Genomic DNA, 16,833 nt, shown 5'->3' with positions numbered 1-16,833 from the left:
CCGGCCCCGGTCGCCATGGCGACCGGGGCGGGACACGACCCGGGCTCAGACGGCCGGTGCCGGTGTCGCACGGCGCCGCGCGACCTCGTCGCGGACCAGCGGCGCCACCTCGGTACCCAGCAGCTCGATCGCCCGCATGACGTCGGCGTGGGCGATGTCGCCGATGGCGAGCTGCAGCGCGATGCGGGCGTGGCCGAACAGCTCGTGGTGGTGCAGCATCTTCTCCGCCACGCGCTCCGGGCCGCCCACGACGTAGGGGCCCGGCAGGGTCGTCGCGGCATCGAAGGCGGCCCGGCCGGTCGGGCTCCAGCCGCGTTCGCGCCCGATCCGGTTCATCACCCGCGAGTGCGGCGGGAAGTAGGTGTCGGCGGCGGCCGCGTCGGTGTCGGCGACGAAACCGTGCATGTTCAGCGACAGCGGGGTCGCCGGGTCGTGGCCGGCCGCGGCGAGCGACCGCCGGAACAGCTCCGCGAACGCCACGAACCGGTCGGGTGCGCCACCGATGATGGCCAGCGCCATCGGCAGCCCGAGCGTCCCGGCACGCACCGCCGACTGCGGGTTGCCGCCGACGGCCACCCACACCGGCAGCGGGTCCTGCACGGGGCGCGGGAACACGGGCTGGTCGGCGAGCGCCGCCCGGTGCCGCCCCGACCACGTGACGCGCGGGTCCCGGCGCAGCGCGAGGAGCAGGTCGAGCTTCTCGGCGAACAGCTCGTCGTAGTCGGCGAGGTCGTGGCCGAACAGCGGGAACGACTCCACGAACGACCCGCGGCCCGCCATGATCTCGGCGCGCCCGCCCGAGAGCAGGTCGAGCGTCGCGAAGTTCTGGAACACGCGGACCGGGTCGTCGCTGCTCAGGACGGTGACGGCGCTGCTGAGCCGGATCCGGGAGGACCGCTCGGCGCCGGCCGCAAGGACCATCGCGGGGGCGGAGGCGAGGTAGTCGGCGCGATGGTGCTCGCCGACGCCGAACATGTCGAGCCCGACCTGGTCGGCCAGCGCGATCTGCTCGACGGTCTCGCGCAGCCGCTGCGCCGGCGCGACGTCGTGCGACGCGTCCGCGAAGGTGGTGACGCCGATCTCCATGCCGGCACCAAGTCGCCGCGTGGCGTGGTTTGTTCCGGCGCCGCTCTGCGAGGGTGGGCACATGGCAGGTGATCACGACGCCCCGATGGTGGTCGACGTCTGGGCGGACGTCGTCTGCCCGTTCTGCTACCTCGGGCATGCCGCGCTGGCCCGGGCGATCGCGGGTTTCGTCCACGGTGACGCGGTGCAGGTCCGCCACCGCAGCTTCCAGCTCGACCCGGACCTGCCCGCGGACACGGCGGTCCCGGTCGGGGAGTACCTGGCGGCCAAGGGCGTCGCGGCCGGCCCGCAGGCCGAGGAGATGCACGACCGCATCCGTGCGCAGGGCGCCGCGCTGGGCATCGAGTACCGCTTCGACCGGGCGCTGATGGCCAACACGCGGGCCGCGCACCGGATGGTGCACCTCGCGGGGGAGTCGCAACGGTCGACGGCGATGCTCGTGCGGCTCTACCGGGCACAGTTCACCGAGGGCGCCCGCGTCGGGGACCACGACACCCTGGCCGGTCTGGCCGCCGAGGTCGGCGTGGACGCCGACGCCGCCCGCGACGTGCTCGACGGCCGCGGGTTCGACGAGGAGATCGACGCCGACGTCGTCCGTGCCGCGAAGCTGGGCGTCACGGGGGTACCGTTCGTCGTCCTCGGGGGGACGCACGCGGTGTCGGGTGCGCAGCCGGTCGAGCTGTTCGGCAGGGCCCTCGACGCGGCGTGGGAGGCCCGCGGCGGCGCGTGACGCGGCGGCGTCAGCGCTGCTCGCGTTCGCGGCGCGGGACGAGCCCGACGCGGTGGGCGAGGGTGGTGAGCGCGGCCGGGACGACGATCCACACCGCGAACGTCCACAGGCCCAGCAGGGGGAACAGCGGGATCGACACGAGGAAGGCGATGCCGTTGATCGCGGCGCCGGCCCAGCCGCGGCGGCGCAGCGAGGCCGGCGTCCCGGCCAGGAACAGGCCTTTCGCCGACATCCGCGCGATCATGAGTGCGAGCAGGGACAGCAGCAGCGCCTGCGCGGTCGCGTAGATCCCGAAGCGGGCCCAGGTGAGCTCGTCGCCCTCGCGGAGGACCTCGGTGAGCCACGGCGTGAGCACGACGAGCAGCAGCCAGGCCAGGTTCAGCAGCACCAGCCCGCGGTCGGCCCGCGCCACCCAGCGGAAGACCCGGTGGTGTGCCGACCAGTGGCTGGCGATGACGACGAAGCTGATCAGGAACGTGACGTAGCTGAGCGATTCCGCGGCGAGGCTGTGCAGCAACTCGGTGTCGGAGTTGCCCTCGGGGACCGGGAGCTCGATCGCGAGCAGGGTGATCGCGATGGCCACGACGGCGTCGGAGAAGAACGCGAGCCGTTCGGCGGCGCCGCGGGCGATCTCGCCCGCCCCCTCGGCCCCGTCGGAGCCCTCGACCGCGCCATCACGGGCGGGCCGTTCGGAGGGGGCGGACCCGGCGGGCCGCTCCGGTCCCTCGGACGTCATGGGCCGGGAGCGTAGTGATCCCGGGCGCGTGTCCGGTAGGACCGGCTCACAGGTGCTTGAGCGCCTCCTTGCGTGACAGCGGCGAGAGCTGCGGATGGCTGTCGACGAACGCGCGCACCCAGCCCGGGTCGGTCCGGGCGTGCTGGCGCAGTGCCCAGCCGATCCCCTTGCGCAGGAAGAAGTCCCGGTCGTCGATGCTGGCCTCGATCGCCTCGGTGAGCAGGTCGAGGTCGGTGTCGGCCCGCGATTGCAGCTGGCAGATGATCGAGGTGCGGCGCAGCCACGGGTCGGGGTCGGTGGACCAGGCCACGACGACGGGCCGCAGCTCGCCGGGGTGTGCGCGCAGCAGCGGCCCGATCCGCCGGGACGCGATCTCGTCGACGTGGTCCCACCAGGCGCCGGTGACGATCCAGTGCCGCAGCCGCGGCACCCACGAGGGGTCGACGAGCCGCGCGTAGCGGCGGTGCCCGACCAGCCCGGTGGCCAGGTAGCGCTCCTCGCGACGGGACGCGCCGTCCCACAGCGCGTCGGCGGCCGCGCCGACGTCGTCGTCGGCGAGCGGGTGCGTCTGGACCAGCGACCGCAGCAGCGCCTCCCGGGCGGGGGCGGGCACGCCGTGGAAGGGCAGCTCCGACTTCATGTACCGCTGCATGTCCGCCGCCGCGGCGGGATCGCCCCGTTCGGCGAGTCCCGCGCGCGCGGCCGCGACCAGGGCGGCTGCCGAATCCGTCACGTGGCGCACACTACGGCCGGGTACCGACGAATCGCGTTGCATCGCCATTCGATGGTATGCATAATCATCCACGTGATCAGGGCAGCGGTGGCAGGGGCGAGCGGGTACGCGGGAGGCGAGCTGCTCCGGCTGCTCCTCACCCACCCCGACGTCGAGATCGGCACACTCACCGCGGGCGGCAACGCCGGCGCGCGACTGGGGGAGCTGCAGCCCCACCTGCTGCCGCTGGCCGGCCGCGTCCTCGCCGAGACCACGACCGACACCCTCGCGGGCCACGACGTCGTCTTCCTCGCCCTCCCGCACGGCCACTCCGCGGCCGTCGCCGCCGCACTGGGCGACGACACGCTCGTCGTCGACTGCGGGGCCGACCACCGGCTCGCCGACTCCGACGCCTGGGACCGCTGGTACGGCGGCGAGCACGCCGGGCACTGGCCCTACGGCCTGCCCGAGCTGCCCGGCGGCCGCGACGCGCTGCAGGGCACCCGGCGCGTCGCCGTCCCCGGCTGCTACCCGACGGTGTCGAGCCTCGCGCTCGTGCCCGCGCTGGTCGCGGGGCTGGTCGAGCCCGACGTCGTGATCACCGCGGTCACCGGCACCTCCGGCGCGGGCAAGTCGCTCAAGCCGCACCTGCTCGGCGCCGAGGTCATGGGATCGCTGTCGGCCTACGGCGTCGGCGGCGTGCACCGCCACACCCCGGAGATCATGCAGAACCTGTCCGCGGCGTGCGGCGGCCCGGTCTCGGTGAGCTTCACCCCGGTCCTCGCGCCGCTGCCGCGCGGCATCCTCGCCTCCTGCTCCGCCCCGCTCGCGGGCGACGCGGCGGGCGCCGCCGAGGCCGTCCGCGAGGTCTACGAGAAGGCCTACGCCGACGAGCCGTTCGTGCACCTGCTGCCCGCGGGCCAGTGGCCCACGACGGGCGCGGTGCTCGGGTCGAACGTCGTCGCCCTGCAGGTTGCCGTCGATGCCGACGCCCGCCGGGTCGTCGTCGTCGGCGCGGTCGACAACCTGGCGAAGGGCACCGCCGGTGCGGCCGTGCAGTGCATGAACATCGCCCTCGGCCTGCCGGAGACGGCCGGCCTGCCGCTCACCGGCGTCGCTCCCTGATCCCGGTCGCTCCCTGAACGTGAAGGACCAGACATGACCGTCACCACCCCGAAGGGCTTCCGGGCCGCGGGCGTCGCCTCGGGCATCAAGTCCGACGAGCGGCTCGACCTCGCCCTCGTCGTCAACGACGGCCCCGACCACCACGCCGCGGGCGTCTTCACCCGCAACAAGGTCAAGGCCGCGCCCGTCCTGTGGTCGGAGCAGGTCCTGACGACGGGCACGCTCACCGCCGTCGTCCTCAACTCCGGCGGCGCCAACGCCTGCACCGGCCCCGAGGGCTTCCAGGTCGCACACGCCACCGCGGAGAAGGCCGCCGAGGTCCTGGGCTGCGGCGCGATCGAGGTCGCCGTCTGCTCGACCGGGCTCATCGGCAGGCAGCTGCCCCGCGACACGGTGCTCGCGGGCGTCGAGAAGGCCGCCGGTGCCCTGGCGGCGACCGAGGCCGCCGCTCTGGCCGCCGCCTCCGCGATCATGACGACCGACACCGTCGCCAAGCAGGCCGCCCACACCGACCCGGCGGGCTGGAGCGTCGGCGGGCTCACCAAGGGCGCCGGGATGATCGCCCCGTCGATGGCGACGATGCTGTCCGTCGTCACCACCGACGCCCTCGTCGACCCCGCCTGCCTGCAGGACGTGCTGCGGGCCGCCGTCCGGGTCAGCTTCGACCGCCTCGACGTCGACGGCTCGATGTCGACCAACGACACCGTCCTGCTGCTCGCCTCCGGCGCGTCCGGGGTCCGGGCCGACGAGGCCGCGCTCACCGCGGCGGTCACCGAGGTCTGCCGCGACCTCGCCCGGCAGATGCAGGCCGACGCCGAGGGCGTCACCAAGCGGATCCTGGTGCGCGTCACCGGCGCCCGCACCGAGGAGGAGGCCGTCACCGTCGCCCGCACCGTCGCCCGCGACTCGCTGGTCAAGACCGCCCTGTTCGGCTCCGACGGAAACTGGGGCCGCGTCGCCGCCGCCGTCGGCTACTCCGACGCCCACGTCGACCCCGACCGCATCGACATCACGATCAACGGCACGCTGCTGTGCAAGGGCGGCGTCGCCGCGGGCGGGCGCACCGACGCCGACCTGTCCGGTGCGGACATCGTCGTCGACATCGCGCTGGGCCTGGCCGACGGCGCCGCCGAGATCCTCACCACCGACCTCTCGCACGCCTACGTCGAGGAGAACAGTGCCTACCCCTCCTGAGGCCGGTACCCGCCGCAGCGCGGCTGCCGCACGGCTCGAACACGCCGGGGAGAAGGCCGGGGTCCTCGCCGAGGCGCTGCCGTGGCTGCAGCGGTTCCACGGCAAGATCGTCGTCGTCAAGTACGGCGGCAACGCGATGATCGACGAGGAGCTCAAGCAGGCCTTCGCCCAGGACATGGTGTTCCTGCGCCTCGCCGGCATCCACCCCGTCGTCGTCCACGGCGGCGGACCCCAGATCAGCGCGATGCTCGCCCGGCTCGGGCTGCCCGGCGAGTTCCGCGGCGGGCTGCGGGTGACCACGCCCGAGACCGTCGACGTCGTGCGCATGGTGCTCGTCGGCCAGGTCGGGCGCGAGCTCGTCGGGCTGATCAACCAGCACGGCCCCTATGCGGTCGGCCTGTCCGGGGAGGACGCGGGGCTGTTCACCGCGGAGAAGCGCACCGCGCTCGTCGGCGGTGAGGAGGTCGACATCGGCCTCGTCGGCGACGTCGTGCGGGTCAACCCGGACGCGGTGCTCGACATCGTCGCCGCCGGGCGCATCCCCGTCGTCGCGGGCGTCGCGCCCGACGTCGACGGGCAGGTCTACAACATCAACGCCGACAGCGCCGCCGCGGCGCTCGCCGGTGCACTCGACGCCGCGAAGCTCGTGGTGCTCACCGACGTCGAAGGGCTCTACGAGAACTACCCCGACCCCGACTCGATCATCAGCGAGCTCACCGCCGACCAGCTGGAGCCCATGCTCCCGTCGCTGGAGAGCGGGATGGCGCCGAAGATGGAGGCCTGCCTGCGGGCGGTGCGCGACGGGGTCGGCCAGGCACACGTGATCGACGGGCGGGTACCGCACTCGGTACTGCTCGAGGTGTTCACGTCCGATGGAGTCGGAACGATGGTGATCCCATGAGCGAGCGGCAGCGAGCGAATCAACGGCACAGCGTGTGCGCGCAGCGCCGACCGAGCGTCAGCGAGGGAGTGCGGTGAGCGAGTCCTACGCGTCGCGGTGGCAGGCGACGATGATGAACAACTACGGCACCCCGCCGCTCGCGCTCGTGCGCGGCAGTGGCGCCGAGGTCTGGGACGCCGACGGCCGACGCTACCTGGACCTGTTGGGCGGCATCGCCGTCAACGCACTCGGCCACGCCCACCCGGCCGTCGTCGAGGCGGTCACCCGCCAGGTCTCGACGCTGGGCCACACGTCGAACCTCTACGTCAACGAGCCGGCGCTCGCCCTGGCGGAGAAGCTCGTCGAGCTGCTCGCCGTCCCCGGCGCGCGGGTGCTGTTCGGCAACTCCGGCGCCGAGGCCAACGAGGCCGCGTTCAAGATCGCGCGCCGCACCGGGCGGCCCCACGTCGTCGCCGCGGAGAACGCGTTCCACGGCCGCACGATGGGCTCGCTCGCGCTCACCGGCCAGCCCGCCAAGCGGGCGCCGTTCGAGCCGCTCGTCCCGGGTGTCTCCCACATCCCCTACGGCGACGTCGACGCCCTCGACGTGGCCGTGGACGCCGACACCGCCGCCGTGATCCTCGAACCGATCATGGGCGAGGCCGGCGTGATCATCCCGGCCGAGGGCTACCTGCGGGCGGCGCGGGAGATCACCGCCGAGCGGGGTGCGCTGCTGATCCTCGACGAGGTGCAGACGGGCATCGGGCGCACCGGCGCCTGGTTCGCCCACCAGCCGCTCGGGATCGTCCCCGACGTCGTGACGCTCGCGAAGGGTCTCGGCGGCGGGCTGCCGATCGGTGCCTGCATCGGCATCGGCGCGGCCGCCGAGCTGCTCGAACCCGGCCACCACGGCACGACGTTCGGCGGCAACCCGGTCAGCTGCGCCGCCGCCATGGCGGTCCTCACGACCATCGAGTCCGACGGCCTGCTCGAGCACGTCACCCGTGTCGGGAAGGAGATCGTCAGCGGCGTCGAAGGGCTGGGCCACCCGCTGGTCGACCACGTCGACGCCGCCGGGCTGCTCGTCGGCATCGCGCTCACGGCCCCGGTCTCGGCCGACGTCGCGAACGCGGCCCGCGACGCCGGGTTCCTCGTCAACAACGCCGTGCCCGACCGGGTCCGGCTCGCCCCGCCGCTCGTGCTCACCGAGGCCCAGGCGGGCGAGTTCGTGGCGGCGCTGCCGTCGCTCCTCGACGGGGTGACCCCGTGATCCGGCACCTGCTGCGCGACGACGACCTCACCCCCGACGAGCAGCGGGAGGTCCTCGACCTCGCCGACGTGATGAAGGCCGACCGCTTCGGCCACAGGCCCCTCGCCGGTCCGCGGTCGGTCGCGGTGATCTTCGACAAGTCCTCGACCCGGACCCGGGTGTCGTTCGAGGTCGGCATCGCCGAGCTCGGCGGCAACCCGCTGATCATGGACGCGGGCTCCAGCCAGCTGGGCCGCGGGGAGACGATCTCCGACACCGCCCGCGTCCTGTCGCGCTACGTCGACGCCGTCGTGTGGCGGACCGGCGCGCAGACCCGCATCGAGGAGATGGCCGCCGCGGCGAGCGTCCCCGTCGTCAACGCGCTGACCGACGAGTTCCACCCCTGCCAGGTCCTCGCCGACCTGCAGACGATCCGCGAGCGCAAGGGCCGCCTCGCCGGGCTCACGCTGACCTACTTCGGCGACGGCGCCAACAACATGGCGCACTCGTTGTTGCTGGGCGGCGCGACGGCCGGCCTGCACGTGCGCGTCTGCGCGCCGCAGGGCTTCGCGCCGAACCCGCAGTTCCTCGCCGACGCCAAGGCGCGCGCGGCCGACACCGGCGCCAGCGTCGACGTCGTCGCCGACCCGCACGCCGCGGCCGACGGCGCCGACGTCCTGGTCACCGACACCTGGGTGTCGATGGGCCAGGAGAACGACGGCCTCGACCGGGCCGCGCCGTTCCGCGCGATGCGGCTCGACCCGCAGCTACTCGCGCGCGGGGCCGCGGACGCGATCGTCCTGCACTGCCTGCCCGCGCACCGTGGCGACGAGATCACCGACGAGGTGCTCGACGGCCCGGCCTCGGCGGTGTGGGACGAGGCCGAGAACCGGCTGCACGCCCAGAAGGCGCTGCTCACCTGGCTGCTGCAGCGATCGGAGCAGGCGCCGCGATGACGGCCGCGCGCAGCGGCGCCGTGTCGCGGCCTGCCAGGCAGGCCCGGATCGCCGAGCTCATCCGCGACCGGGCCGTGCACAGCCAGACCGAGCTGCTCGGGCTGCTGGAGGACGACGGCATCGCCACGACGCAGGCGACGCTGTCGCGCGACCTCGACGAGCTGGGCGCCGTCAAGCTTCGCGGCGTCGACGGCGGCGCGGCGACCTACGTCATCCCCGACGACGGGAGCCCCGTGCGCGGTGTCGAGGGCGGCACGGCGCGGCTGGCCCGGTTGCTGGGGGAGGTGCTCGTGTCCGCCGACGCGAGTGGCAACCTTGCGGTGCTGCGCACCCCGCCGGGCGCCGCCCAGTACCTTGCGAGCGCACTCGACCGCGCGGCGCTGGGCGATGTCGTCGGCACGATCGCGGGCGACGACACTCTGCTGGTGGTGGCCCGCGAGCCGCTCACCGGCGCCGAGCTCGTCGCGCGGCTGCGCGAGCTCTGACCCGTACCACCGGGGTCGCGCGCGACCCCCGACCTGCGCGAGACCCCGACCGCGAGAACTCGACAAGGAGCACCAACCCGTGAGCAAGGTCCTGACCTCCCTCCCCGTGGGAGAGCGCATCGGCATCGCCTTCTCCGGGGGGCTCGACACGTCCGTGGCGGTCGCCTGGATGCGCGACAAGGGCGGGATCCCCTGCACGTACACCGCCGACCTCGGCCAGTACGACGAGCTCGACATCTCCGGGGTCCCGGCCCGCGCGAAGCAGTACGGCGCCGAGATCGCCCGCGCCGTCGACATCAAGCCGCAGCTGGTCGCGGAGGGCCTCGCGGCGCTCGCGTGCGGGGCGTTCCACATCCGCTCCGGTGGGCGCACCTACTTCAACACCACCCCGCTGGGCCGCGCGGTCACCGGAACGCTGCTGGTGCGCGCGATGCAGGCCGACGACGTCAACATCTGGGGTGACGGCTCGACCTTCAAGGGCAACGACATCGAGCGGTTCTACCGCTACGGGCTGCTGGCCAACCCCGAGCTGCGCATCTACAAGCCGTGGCTCGACGCCGACTTCGTCGAGGAGCTCGGCGGGCGCGACGAGATGAGCCGCTGGCTCACCGCGCACGACCTGCCCTACCGCGACTCCGCCGAGAAGGCGTACTCGACCGACGCCAACATCTGGGGGGCCACGCACGAGGCCAAGACCCTGGAGCACCTCGACGTGTCGCTGGAGACCGTCGAGCCGATCATGGGCGTCAAGTTCTGGGACCCGTCGGTCGAGATCGGCACCGAGGACGTCTCGGTCACCTTCGAGGCGGGCTACCCGGTCGCGATCAACGGCAAGCGCTTCGCCGACGACGTCGCCCTGGTCCTGGAGGCCAACGCGATCGGCGGCCGCCACGGACTGGGCATGTCCGACCAGATCGAGAACCGCATCATCGAGGCCAAGTCCCGCGGCATCTACGAGGCGCCCGGCATGGCGCTGCTGTTCATCGCCTACGAGCGCCTGGTCAACGCGATCCACAACGAGGACACGGTCGCGAACTACCACAACGAGGGGCGCAAGCTGGGCCGGCTGCTCTACGAGGGCCGCTGGCTCGACCCGCAGGCGCTGATGGTGCGCGAGTCGGTGCAGCGCTGGATCGCCTCGCTGGTCACGGGCACCGTGACGCTGCGGCTGCGCCGCGGCGACGACTACTCGATCATCGACACCCAGGGCGAGGGCTTCTCCTACCACCCGGAGCGGCTGTCCATGGAGCGCGTCGAGAACGCGGCGTTCGGGCCGACCGACCGGATCGGCCAGCTCACGATGCGCAACCTCGACATCGCCGACTCCCGCGCCAAGCTGGAGGCCTACGCCGGTCAGCCGCACAACCAGGGCACGGTGCTCGTCGAGCACGGCACCCTGTTCGGCGAGCTGCCCGCGGGCGGTTTCGACTCGATCGCGACCGACAACGACGCCACCGACACCGTCGAGCCCGAGGCCGAGCGGTCCCTCGACGAGGCGGCGCTGGAAGCGGGGACCGACTGATGGCCCTGTGGGGTGGCCGCTTCGAGGGCGGGCCGGCCGACGCGTTGGCCGCCCTGAGCAAGTCCACGCAGTTCGACTGGCGCCTGGCCCCCTACGACCTGCGGGCGTCGATGGCGCACGCGCGGGTGCTGCACGGCGCGGACCTGCTCACCGACGACGAGCTCGCCGGCATGCTCGACGCGCTCACCAAGCTGGCCTCCGACGTCGACACCGGGGTGTTCGGCCCCGCGCCCGACGACGAGGACGTCCACTCGGCGCTGGAGCGCGGCCTGATCGAGCGCGCCGGCCCCGACCTGGGCGGCAAGCTGCGCGCCGGCCGGTCCCGCAACGACCAGGTGGCGACGCTGTTCCGGATGTGGCTGCGCGACGCCGCCCGCCGGGTCGCCGCCGGTGTGCTCGACGTCGTCGACGCGCTCGTCGACCAGGCCACCGCGCACGCCGACGCCCCGATGCCCGGCCGCACGCACCTGCAGCACGCCCAGCCCGTCCTGCTCGGCCACCACCTGGCCGCGCACGCGCACGCGCTGCTGCGCGACGTCGACCGGCTGCGCGACTGGGACCGCCGTACCGCCGTCTCGCCGTACGGGTCGGGCGCGCTCGCGGGCTCGTCGCTCGGGCTCGACCCCGAGGCCGTCGCCGCCGAGCTCGGCTTCACCGGCAGCGCGGCCAACTCCATCGACGGCACCGCGTCGCGCGACTTCGCCGCCGAGGCCGCGTTCGTGCTGGCCATGGTCGCGGTCGACCTGTCCCGGATCGCCGAGGAGGTCATCGTCTGGGCGACGGCCGAGTTCTCCTACGTCACCCTCGACGACGCCTACTCCACCGGCAGCTCGATCATGCCGCAGAAGAAGAACCCCGACGTCGCGGAGCTGGCCCGCGGCAAGGCCGGTCGGCTCATCGGCAACCTCGCCGGGCTGCTGGCCACGCTCAAGGGCCTGCCGCTGGCCTACAACCGCGACCTGCAGGAGGACAAGGAGCCGCTGTTCGACTCCGTCGAGCAGCTCGACCTGCTCCTGCCCGCGGTCGCCGGCATGGTCGCGACGCTCGTCTTCCACACCGACCGGCTCGCCGAGCTGGCCCCGGCCGGGTTCACCCTGGCCACCGACGTCGCCGAGTGGCTCGTCCGCCAGGGTGTGCCGTTCCGCGTCGCCCACGAGGCCGCGGGCGGCTGCGTCCGCGCCGCCGAGGCCCGCGGCGCCGGCCTGGAGGACCTCACCGACGACGAGCTCGCCGCCGTCCACCCCGCGCTGACCCCGCAGGTCCGCGAGGTGCTGACGGTGGCAGGCTCCATAGCGTCGCGCGACGCCCGCGGAGGCACCGCAGGCGTTCGCGTCGCCGAACAGCTCGACGGCCTGCGCACGGCCGTCACCGACTCGAGGGAATGGTTGGCACGATGAGTGACCCGCAGCAGGACTACGAGGACCTCCGGGCCGCAGGCCTGAAGCTGGACCTCACCCGCGGCAAGCCGTCGGCGGCACAGCTCGACCTCGCCGCGCCGATGCTCGACCTGCCCGGTTCCGAGCTGGCCCGCGCCGCCGACGGCTCCGACACCCGCAACTACGGCAACGTCCAGGGCCTCGCGGAGCTGCGCGAGCTGTTCGCGCCGTTCCTGCAGGTCCCCGTCGCGCAGCTGATCGCGGGCAACAACTCGAGCCTCGAGCTGATGCACGACACGCTCGTCCACGCGCTGCTCTCCCCGCTGCCGGGTGCGCCCGTGCGGTGGGCCGACGCCGGCCGGGTCGCGTTCCTCGCGCCCGTCCCCGGCTACGACCGGCACTTCGCCGTCTGCGAGCGCCTCGGGATCGACCTGGTCAGCGTGCCGATGACCGCCGACGGCCCCGACATGGACGAGGTCGAGCGGCTCGTCGCCGACGACCCGTCGATCAAGGGCATCTGGTGCGTGCCGAAGTACTCCAACCCCGACGGCGTCGTCTACTCCGACGAGGTCGTCCGCCGCCTCGCCGCGATGCCGACGGCCGCGCCGGACTTCCGGATCATGTGGGACAACGCCTACTCGGTGCACCACCTGACCGAGCAGGAGCCCGAGCTCGCCGACGTCCTCGCGCTCGCGGCCGAGGCGGGCAACCCCGACCGGCCGTTCGTGTTCGGGTCGACGTCGAAGATCACGCTCGCCGGCGCGGGCGTGGCGTTCCTCGGGGCGTCCGCGGCCAACGTCGCCTGGTGGCTGAAGCTCACCGAGAAGCGCACCATCGGGCCGGATAAGGTCAACCAGCGCCGCCACGCCCTGTTCCTGCGCGACGGCGACGGCCTGCGGGCCCACATGGCCGCGCACCGGGCGCTGATCGCCCCGAAGTTCGCCGTCGTCGAGAAGCTGCTCGCCGAGGCGTTCGCCGACACCCCCGGGGTCAGCTGGACGACGCCCAGGGGCGGCTACTTCGTGGCGCTGACCGTGCCCGACGGGCTGGCCTCGCAGGTCGTGTCGCTCGCCAAGGACGCCGGGATCGTGCTGACCCCGGCCGGTGCGACCCACCCCTACAGCAAGGACCCGCAGGACGCGCTCATCCGCCTCGCCCCGACCCTGCCGCCGCTCGCCGACGTCGAGGCCGCGATGGCCGGCGTCGTCACGTGTGTGCGGCTGGCGCTGGCTCGCGCGGGCGCCTGATCGTGTCGCACGGCGGACGTCGTCCCGGTGCGCGCACCGGGGCGACGTCCGCACCTCTCGGCCCGGCAGCGCCGGTGACCCGTGCCGAGCTCACCCTCGACGTCCTCACCGTGGCGCCCCGGCTGCTCGGCACGGTGCTGGAGGCCGACACCCCGGACGGGCTCGTCGCCGCGCGGATCGTCGAGGTCGAGGCATACCGGGCCGCCGACGACCCCGCGTCGCACAGCTTCCGCGGCCGCACGCCGCGCAACGCCGTCATGTTCGGGCCGGCCGGGCACCTGTACGTGTACTTCGTCTACGGGATGCACTTCTGCGCCAACGTGAGCTGCCTGCCCGACGGGGAGGCGGGCGCGGTGCTGCTGCGCGCGGGGGAGGTCGTGTCCGACCTCGGGGTGGCCCGTACCCGCCGCCCCACCGCCCGGCGCGACGACGACCTCGCCCGTGGCCCGGCCCGGCTCGCGTCCTTGATGGGTCTGCGCAAGGAGCACAACGGGATCGACGTGACCGACGCGGCGTCGCCCGTGCGGTTGCTCAGGGGGGCGCGGGTGCCGGTGGCGCGGGTGGCCAGGGGACCGCGAGTCGGGGTCGCGGCAGCGGCCGACCTGCCGTGGCGATTCTGGGACAGCGGGTCGCATGCGGTCAGTCCGTACCGGCCGGGACGCGTTCGCGACCGTCACGCAACCACGCCTGGACGGTCACAGTAGGACAGCCTAACCTATCTTGCGTGATCGTCCGATTCCTGCGCATGCGCGCACTTCGTCTGTCCGCCGTGGCCGCCTCGCTGGTCGCACTGCTCGTCCTGGCCGCGTGTGGCTCCGGCTCCCCGGACGGCTCCTCCGCGCCGTCGGCCGGCGGCGCGTTCCCCGCGACGGTCACCCACAAGTTCGGCTCGACGACCGTCCCCGCCGCCCCGCAGCGCGTCGTCTCCCTCGGCTACACCGACCAGGACGCGATCCTCGCGCTCGGCGTGGTGCCCGTCGGGATCCGTGAGTTCACCGGCAACCAGCCGTCGGCCACCTGGCCGTGGGCCCAGCCGAAGCTCGACGGCCGGACCGCGACGGTCCTGCCCGTCGGCGACGTCTCGACGGAGGCGATCGCGGCCCTGCGCCCCGACCTCATCGTCGGCATCTCCGCGGGTCTGACCCAGGAGACCTACGACACCTACTCGAAGATCGCGCCGACGATCGCGGCACCCTCGGGCTTCGTCGACTACGGCACCCCGTGGCAGGACGCCACCAGGCTGACCGGCCAGGCGCTGGGCCGCTCCGCGGAGGCCGACGCGCTCGTCGCCGACCTCGAGGCCCGCTTCGCGCAGGTCAGGCAGCAGTACCCGGCGCTCGCCGGTAAGTCGGTCGCCGCGGTCCGCCCGAGCACCAGCAGCGCCGAGTTCTTCGTCTGGGGCTCGCAGGACCTGCGCGTCCGGTTCCTGGAGGCCCTCGGCCTGACCACGCCGGCCGCGTTCGACACCCTCGCCGGCGACAAGTTCTACGCCACGATCAGCAGCGAGCAGCTGTCCCAGCTCGACCAGGCCGATCTCGTCGTGCTGATCACGGCCTCCGCGGATGAGCGCACGGCGTTCGAGTCGCAGCCCGGCTACGCCGACCTCGAGTCGGTGCGTGAGGGCACGTTCCTCGTCCTCGACGACGACGAGTCCGCCGCCCTGTCGTTCAGCAGCGTGCTGAGCCTGCCGTCGGTCCTCGACACCCTCCCCGCCGAGCTCGCCCGGAAGGCCGGCTGACCACACGACCCACCACCGGTGCCCGACTGCCGACCCCGGCGGCCGGGCACCGGCGTGTCACCGGGAGGATCGACGATGTGAGCACGCACATCCTCGACGAGCTGGACTGGCGCGGCCTGATCGCGCAGACGACCGACCGCGACGCCCTGCGCACGGACCTGTCCGGACCCGACCCGTTGACGCTCTACTGCGGGTTCGACCCGACGGCACCGAGCCTGCACGCCGGCAACCTCGTGCCCCTGCTCACGCTGCGCCGCTTCCAGCAGGCCGGTGCCCGGCCCATCGTGCTGGCAGGCGGCGCGACGGGGATGATCGGCGACCCCCGCGACCAGGGGGAACGCACACTCAACACCGCCGATGTCGTCGCCGACTGGGCGGGCCGGATCCGCGGCCAGCTGGAGCGGTTCGTGGAGTTCGACGACTCGCCCACGGGAGCGACGATCGTCGACAACCTGGACTGGACCGGACCGCAGTCGGTGCTGGAGTTCCTACGCGACGTCGGCAAGCACTTCTCGGTCAACGTCATGCTCGCCCGCGAGACGGTCAAGCGCCGCCTCGAGGGGGAGGGGATGTCGTACACGGAGTTCTCCTACCTGCTCCTGCAGTCGCAGGACTACCTGCGGCTCTACCGCGAGCAGGGCTGCCGCCTCCAGATCGGTGGCTCCGACCAGTGGGGCAACATCGTCGGCGGGGTGGAGCTGATCCGCCGGGTCGAGGGGGGATCGGCGCACGCGCTGACCACGCCCCTGGTGACCGACTCGTCGGGGCGCAAGTTCGGGAAGTCCACCGGGGGCGGCAACATCTGGCTCGACCCGGCGATGACCTCGCCGTACGCCTGGTACCAGTACTTCGTGAACGTCGCCGACGCCGACGTGGGGAAGTACCTGCGGCTGTTCACGTTCCTCGGCCAGGACGAGATCGCCGAGCTCGACCGCGACGTCGCCGAACGACCGCACCTGCGCGCCGGCCAGCGACGCCTCGCCGAGGAACTCACGACGCTCGTCCACGGCGAGCACCACACCCACCAGGTGGTCGCGGCGAGCCAGGCGCTCTTCGGCCGGGGCGAGCTGACCGGTCTCGACGCCTCGACCCTCGACGCCGCCATGGCCGAGGTCCCGACGGCCGACTTCGGCCTCGACGCGCCGCCGACGATCCTCGACCTGTTGTGCGACAGCGGGTTGGCCGAGAGCCGGTCGGCCGCGCGGCGCGCGGTGAAGGAGGGCGGCGCCTACGTGAACAACGCGAAGGTGACCGACGAGGAGTGGACGCCGCGCGCGACCGACCTCCTCGCCGGCGGCTGGCTCGTCCTGCGCCGCGGGAAGCGCAATCTGGCCGGCGCGCGCGCTGCAGCCCGCTGACCTGCGGAAACGCTAAAAGGGACCCCCCGTGAAACGGCGGGTTTCGCCTCGTGTAACTTTCTCCAAGTCGCCAGCGGGCAGCACGACAGACCGGGACGGTTCACCGGCCCAGAGTCAGCCCCCACAACGGCGACAAACCTCCGTCAAGGACGAGCACCTCGGTGTCGGCCTGGCGGGCGTGGGACAGGCGGAGCTTGACTCCGCGACTCGGACCACGTAGCATAAGAAAGTTGCTCCGGACATGGTCCGTGTGGCAAACTGACAGAACAGCCCCGGACATCTACCGCGTCAGCGGTGATCATGGTGCGCGGATGTCTTTTGAGAACTCAACAGTGTGTCGAGCTTGTTTTTGAATTGGCGGTTTGTGCCAGTTTGTTTTGTGCTCGCATTTCGGATCCCGTCCGGGTGTGGGTGCCAGTTTGTTTGTCAGGGTTTTGTT

16 protein-coding genes are annotated in these 16,833 nt (G+C 73.1%); 13 read left to right on the top strand and 3 right to left on the bottom strand.

The features are described 5' to 3' along the window. Positions 1 to 45 precede the first annotated feature (45 nt). Entirely contained in the window at positions 46 to 1,086 is a 1,041-nt protein-coding gene (locus AB7F12_RS22120) for an Atu2307/SP_0267 family LLM class monooxygenase (RefSeq protein WP_428501762.1), read from the bottom strand. 61 nt (positions 1,087 to 1,147) lie between these two features. On the opposite strand from AB7F12_RS22120, the gene AB7F12_RS22115 reads away from it, so the two are divergent. Further along, positions 1,148 to 1,816 (top strand): DsbA family oxidoreductase, encoded by a 669-nt coding sequence (locus AB7F12_RS22115; RefSeq protein ID WP_428501761.1) that lies wholly within the window; start codon positions 1,148 to 1,150, stop codon positions 1,814 to 1,816. A gap of 10 nt (positions 1,817 to 1,826) precedes the next feature. Here AB7F12_RS22115 and AB7F12_RS22110 read toward each other — a convergent pair whose 3' ends face one another. Both AB7F12_RS22110 and AB7F12_RS22105 read right to left on the bottom strand, forming a co-directional pair. Then, positions 1,827 to 2,552, bottom strand: a complete 726-nt coding sequence (locus AB7F12_RS22110; protein WP_428501760.1) for a TMEM175 family protein — start codon at positions 2,550 to 2,552, stop codon at positions 1,827 to 1,829. A 46-nt stretch (positions 2,553 to 2,598) separates the two neighbouring features. Continuing rightward, positions 2,599 to 3,327, bottom strand: coding sequence for a DNA alkylation repair protein (locus tag AB7F12_RS22105; protein WP_428501759.1), 729 nt, complete (start codon positions 3,325 to 3,327; stop codon positions 2,599 to 2,601). Between the two features lie 9 nt (positions 3,328 to 3,336). Here AB7F12_RS22105 and argC point away from each other — a divergent pair, with 9 nt between their 5' ends. The 12 genes from argC to tyrS all read left to right on the top strand — a co-directional run bounded on the left by argC (position 3,337) and on the right by tyrS (position 16,394). Continuing rightward, positions 3,337 to 4,389 carry an N-acetyl-gamma-glutamyl-phosphate reductase gene (gene argC, locus AB7F12_RS22100; RefSeq protein ID WP_428501758.1) on the top strand — a complete coding sequence of 351 codons (1,053 nt, stop codon included), beginning with the start codon at positions 3,337 to 3,339 and terminating at the stop codon, positions 4,387 to 4,389. A gap of 33 nt (positions 4,390 to 4,422) precedes the next feature. Further along, positions 4,423 to 5,583 (top strand): bifunctional glutamate N-acetyltransferase/amino-acid acetyltransferase ArgJ, encoded by a 1,161-nt coding sequence (gene argJ / locus AB7F12_RS22095; protein WP_428501757.1) that lies wholly within the window; start codon positions 4,423 to 4,425, stop codon positions 5,581 to 5,583. Next, complete coding sequence (gene argB / locus AB7F12_RS22090) at positions 5,567 to 6,484, top strand: acetylglutamate kinase (RefSeq protein ID WP_428501756.1); 918 nt, start codon at positions 5,567 to 5,569, stop codon at positions 6,482 to 6,484. Before argJ ends, argB begins: the two co-directional genes overlap by 17 nt. Positions 6,485 to 6,593: 109 nt before the next feature. Further along, complete coding sequence (locus AB7F12_RS22085) at positions 6,594 to 7,733, top strand: acetylornithine transaminase (protein WP_428501763.1); 1,140 nt, start codon at positions 6,594 to 6,596, stop codon at positions 7,731 to 7,733. After that, complete coding sequence (gene argF / locus AB7F12_RS22080) at positions 7,730 to 8,668, top strand: ornithine carbamoyltransferase (RefSeq protein WP_428501755.1); 939 nt, start codon at positions 7,730 to 7,732, stop codon at positions 8,666 to 8,668. The genes AB7F12_RS22085 and argF overlap by 4 nt, the downstream gene beginning before the upstream one ends. Further along, positions 8,665 to 9,153, top strand: coding sequence for an arginine repressor (locus AB7F12_RS22075; protein WP_428501754.1), 489 nt, complete (start codon positions 8,665 to 8,667; stop codon positions 9,151 to 9,153). Before argF ends, AB7F12_RS22075 begins: the two co-directional genes overlap by 4 nt. A 79-nt stretch (positions 9,154 to 9,232) precedes the next feature. Continuing rightward, positions 9,233 to 10,675: an argininosuccinate synthase gene (gene argG / locus AB7F12_RS22070; protein WP_428501753.1), complete on the top strand. Its 1,443-nt coding sequence runs from the start codon at positions 9,233 to 9,235 to the stop codon at positions 10,673 to 10,675. Beyond that, entirely contained in the window at positions 10,675 to 12,072 is a 1,398-nt protein-coding gene (gene argH / locus AB7F12_RS22065) for an argininosuccinate lyase (RefSeq protein ID WP_428501752.1), read from the top strand. Before argG ends, argH begins: the two co-directional genes overlap by 1 nt. Then, entirely contained in the window at positions 12,069 to 13,298 is a 1,230-nt protein-coding gene (locus tag AB7F12_RS22060) for an aminotransferase class I/II-fold pyridoxal phosphate-dependent enzyme (protein WP_428501751.1), read from the top strand. Before argH ends, AB7F12_RS22060 begins: the two co-directional genes overlap by 4 nt. A 74-nt stretch (positions 13,299 to 13,372) precedes the next feature. Continuing rightward, the gene (locus tag AB7F12_RS22055; RefSeq protein WP_428501750.1) at positions 13,373 to 14,002 is read left to right on the top strand and encodes a DNA-3-methyladenine glycosylase; all 630 of its coding nucleotides are present in this window, start codon (positions 13,373 to 13,375) and stop codon (positions 14,000 to 14,002) included. A 20-nt stretch (positions 14,003 to 14,022) separates the two neighbouring features. Next, on the top strand, positions 14,023 to 15,036 hold the full coding sequence (locus AB7F12_RS22050; protein WP_428501749.1) for an ABC transporter substrate-binding protein: 1,014 nt from the start codon (positions 14,023 to 14,025) through the stop codon (positions 15,034 to 15,036). A gap of 77 nt (positions 15,037 to 15,113) precedes the next feature. After that, on the top strand, positions 15,114 to 16,394 hold the full coding sequence (gene tyrS / locus AB7F12_RS22045) for a tyrosine--tRNA ligase (RefSeq protein ID WP_428501748.1): 1,281 nt from the start codon (positions 15,114 to 15,116) through the stop codon (positions 16,392 to 16,394). The last annotated feature ends 439 nt before the right edge of the window (positions 16,395 to 16,833 follow it).

This window comes from Pseudonocardia sp. (assembly GCF_050250275.1).
In the GTDB taxonomy this organism is placed as follows: domain Bacteria; phylum Actinomycetota; class Actinomycetes; order Mycobacteriales; family Pseudonocardiaceae; genus Pseudonocardia.
This window is presented reverse-complemented; position numbering and strand designations above follow the sequence as displayed.

Bases quoted from the DNA above. Each gene is read 5' to 3' on its own strand.
- AB7F12_RS22060 (WP_428501751.1), top strand. From the start codon at position 12,069: ATGAGTGACCCGCAGCAGGACTACGAGGACCTCCGGGCCGCAGGCCTG.
- AB7F12_RS22085 (WP_428501763.1), top strand. From the start codon at position 6,594: ATGATGAACAACTACGGCACCCCGCCGCTCGCGCTCGTGCGCGGCAGT.
- AB7F12_RS22105 (WP_428501759.1), bottom strand. From the start codon at position 3,327: ATGCAACGCGATTCGTCGGTACCCGGCCGTAGTGTGCGCCACGTGACG.
- AB7F12_RS22115 (WP_428501761.1), top strand. From the start codon at position 1,148: ATGGCAGGTGATCACGACGCCCCGATGGTGGTCGACGTCTGGGCGGAC.
- AB7F12_RS22075 (WP_428501754.1), top strand. From the start codon at position 8,665: ATGACGGCCGCGCGCAGCGGCGCCGTGTCGCGGCCTGCCAGGCAGGCC.
- argH (WP_428501752.1), top strand. From the start codon at position 10,675: ATGGCCCTGTGGGGTGGCCGCTTCGAGGGCGGGCCGGCCGACGCGTTG.
- argC (WP_428501758.1), top strand. From the start codon at position 3,337: ATGGTATGCATAATCATCCACGTGATCAGGGCAGCGGTGGCAGGGGCG.
- argJ (WP_428501757.1), top strand. From the start codon at position 4,423: ATGACCGTCACCACCCCGAAGGGCTTCCGGGCCGCGGGCGTCGCCTCG.
- AB7F12_RS22110 (WP_428501760.1), bottom strand. From the start codon at position 2,552: ATGACGTCCGAGGGACCGGAGCGGCCCGCCGGGTCCGCCCCCTCCGAA.
- AB7F12_RS22120 (WP_428501762.1), bottom strand. From the start codon at position 1,086: ATGGAGATCGGCGTCACCACCTTCGCGGACGCGTCGCACGACGTCGCG.